The following is a 2,893-nucleotide window of genomic DNA, read 5'->3' as shown; positions in this document are numbered from 1 at the left end:
GCCGGTCGCCGGGCCGTGCGAGGTGACCACGGTCGGCAAGGACCGGTCCCGCGCGAACGCAGGGCCGACCGCCGAGTGGTCGTGCACGACGTCGGGCGAGAGGTCGCCGAGCAGACCGGCCACCCGCGCGGCGTGCAGCAGCTCCGGCTCTGCGCGGCCGAGCCGGTGCCCCTGCGGGTCCTCGAACGTCTGCAGGGTGATCGCCTTGGTGCCCGGCTCCCCCGCGGCGATCAGAGTGACGTCGTGCCCCTTGTCGACCAGGCCGTCGGCGAGCAGCGCCACCACCCCCTCGATGCCGCCGTACCCCGTGGGCGGGATCTCGTAGAACGGTGGTGCGACGAGCACGATCTGCAGGCGGTCGGTCATAGGCGGTCCTCCCTGGCAAGGTGCGGATCCGCTACCCGGCAGCACCGTCCTCATGCATGGCACTGCGGACCGGGCGCGGCTCGGTGCGCAGCTCGAGGCCGGCGGGCATCCCCTCGACGTTCGTGAGCCGGCCGCCCTCGACCCGCAGCCGCAGCCGCGACCCGGCGAGCGGCAGCCGGTCGATCGTCAGGTCGGGGAAGCCGGCCGGCAGCGCGGGGTCCAGCCAGGCGCAGCCGTGCGGTACCCAGGGGTCCAGCCTCAGCAGCGTGCGCAGCATCTGCACAGGGGTCGCGGACGCCCAGGCCTGGGGCGAGCAGGACGTGGGGAAGGGCACCGGAGGGTCGTACGACCTCCGGTCGAAGCCGCAGAACAGCTCGGGAAGTCGCCCGCCGAACGCGGCCGCGGCCTCCAGCACGGCCGTCGCGACGCGCTGCGCCTCCTCGACGAAGCCGTAGCGCATCAGCCCGGCGGTCACCAGCGCGTTGTCGTGCGGCCAGACCGATCCGTTGTGGTAGCTCAACGGGTTGTACGCCCCCATGTCGGTCGCCAGGGTCCGCACCCCCCAGCCGGAGAACATCTCGGGCGAGAGCAGCCGCTTGGCGACCGCGTCAGCCTTGTCCTCGTCGACGATCCCGGTCCACAGGCAGTGGCCCATGTTCGAGGCCACGGAGTCGACCGGCCGCCTGGCGCCGTCCAGGGCAAGCGCGAAGCAGCCCTGGTCCTCGAGCCAGAACTGCTCGTTGAAGGCCCGCTTGAGCGCGGTCGCCCGGTCGGCCCACAACTGGCGCGCGCTGCTGTCGCCGGCCTCCCAGGCGAAGTGCGCTCGGGCCAGGTAGGCGGCGTAGGTGTAGCCCTGCACCTCGCACAGGGCGATGGGCCCGTTGGCGACCGTGCCGTCGGCGAACGTCACGCCGTCCCAGGAGTCCTTCCACCCCTGGTTGACCAGGCCGCGGTCGGTCGCCCGTTGGTAGGTGACGAAGCCGTCGTCGTCGCGCTCCCCGCGCCGTACCAGCCACGCGAGCGCACGCTCGGCGTGCGGCAGCAGCTCGTCCACCTCGTCCTTGGCCAACCCCCACCGACGCAGCTCGCCGAGCAGGATCACGAACAGGGCAGTCGCGTCCGCGGTGCCGTAGTAGACCGTTCGCCCGCCAAGGGCCAGTGACGGCTCGGCTCCGAACCGGACCTCGTGCAGGATGCGCCCCGGCTCCTCCTCCGAGGCGGGGTCGTCCTTCTCGCCCTGGAGGCGGGCGAGGGTCTGCAGCGTGCCGCGGGCCAGCGACTGGTCGAGGGGCAGCGCCATGTACGAGGTCAGCAACGAGTCCCGGCCGAAGAGCGTCATGAACCACGGAGCGCCCGCGGCGACCACGGCGACGTCGGGCTGCTCGGGGTCGAAGATGCGCAGGGCTCCAAGGTCGGTGCTCGTCCGCTGGAGCGTCCTGGCCAGGTCCCGATCGGTGGTCTGGATGTTGGGCACCGCCTCGCGCCACTGCGTGGTGTGTCGCGCCGCGACGGTCTCCTCGAGCGGCCGGTCGGTGGGGAAGCGCGGCTCATAGGTCTCGTCGTCCACCACGGGGACGACCTGTATGCAGCCGGTCCAGGTGTCGCGCGGCGGGACGACGACCTCGAAGACCAGCCGCCCGGCCTCCGCCGTCGCCCCGTCTCCGCTGACCTGGACGCCGCGCCTCGACCCGCGGTCGTCGTAGGTGCGCACCATGCGCAAGACGTCTCCGACGACCGAGGAGTCGGGGTCGGGCCGGGCCGGCACCCGGGTCTCCTTGACCTCGAAGAGGTCGGCGAAGTCCGCGACACAGTGCACCACCAGACGGACGGCGGCCAGCTCGGAGCTCAGGTTCTCCACCACGACGTCCTCGCGCATGCCGTAGCCCACGTAGCGGTCGCGCCGGACGAGCAAGGTGCTCTCCACGCGGCCGGGCCTTGGTGCCGCCCGACCGACGAAGGTCGCGCGCCACGGGTCGTGCAGCTGCACCGCGAGCGTCTCGACCGGTTCCTGGTCGACGGTCAGACGCCAGCCGCTCACGATCCGGGTGTCCTGGAAGAAGACACCCTGCGGGGTGCCCTCCCGGATGTCGCCGTTGTTCTCGCACACGCAGAACGAGGACCCTTCGACGAGGGTCACACCGCCAGGACTGAGGGCAGCCGGCTCACCGGCGTAGGACCATCCGCTCATCCGGGCCGACCTCCCCGATCGACCCGGCCGGGAAACCTCCTCGATGGCAGCACGCAGTCGCTCATAGCGCCCAGCCTGCCGCGACGAGACACATGCGTCGAATGCCGGTGTGTCAGCGTGGGACGAGGCGCGTGGTCGGGTCGAGGCACCAGCCGAGGACGGCGGGCCAGGGCCCGTAGCCGTCGTCGTCGGAGAGGTGCCTGGCGCCGGGCATCAGGTCGACGTCCAGACCGAGGGGTGCGCCGTACACCTCGGCAGCGGTGCCCTCCGTGCTGTACACGTCCGCGTCCGAGCAGGCCAGACGTACCGTCCCTCGGCTGGAGCGGCGCAACGCCGCCG

At 72.2% G+C, this 2,893-nt stretch carries 3 protein-coding genes; all 3 read right to left on the bottom strand.

Going from position 1 to position 2,893, the window contains the following annotated elements:
• A partial coding sequence (locus tag VK640_01880) for a glycosyltransferase (protein HTE71934.1) occupies positions 1 to 366 on the bottom strand: 366 nt, incomplete at its 3' end.
• Between the two features lie 31 nt (positions 367 to 397).
• Positions 398 to 2,554, bottom strand: coding sequence for a glycogen debranching N-terminal domain-containing protein (locus VK640_01875; protein ID HTE71933.1), 2,157 nt, complete (start codon positions 2,552 to 2,554; stop codon positions 398 to 400).
• 112 nt (positions 2,555 to 2,666) lie between these two features.
• Positions 2,667 to 2,893 (bottom strand): hydrolase (locus VK640_01870; GenBank protein ID HTE71932.1); only part of this gene is annotated, 227 nt, incomplete at its 5' end.

The sequence above is a fragment of the Actinomycetes bacterium genome, assembly GCA_035489715.1.
Lineage (GTDB): Bacteria > Actinomycetota > Actinomycetes > JACCUZ01 > JACCUZ01 > DATHAP01.
Note: the sequence above shows the minus strand (reverse complement) of the source record. Positions and strands in the feature narration are given on the sequence as shown.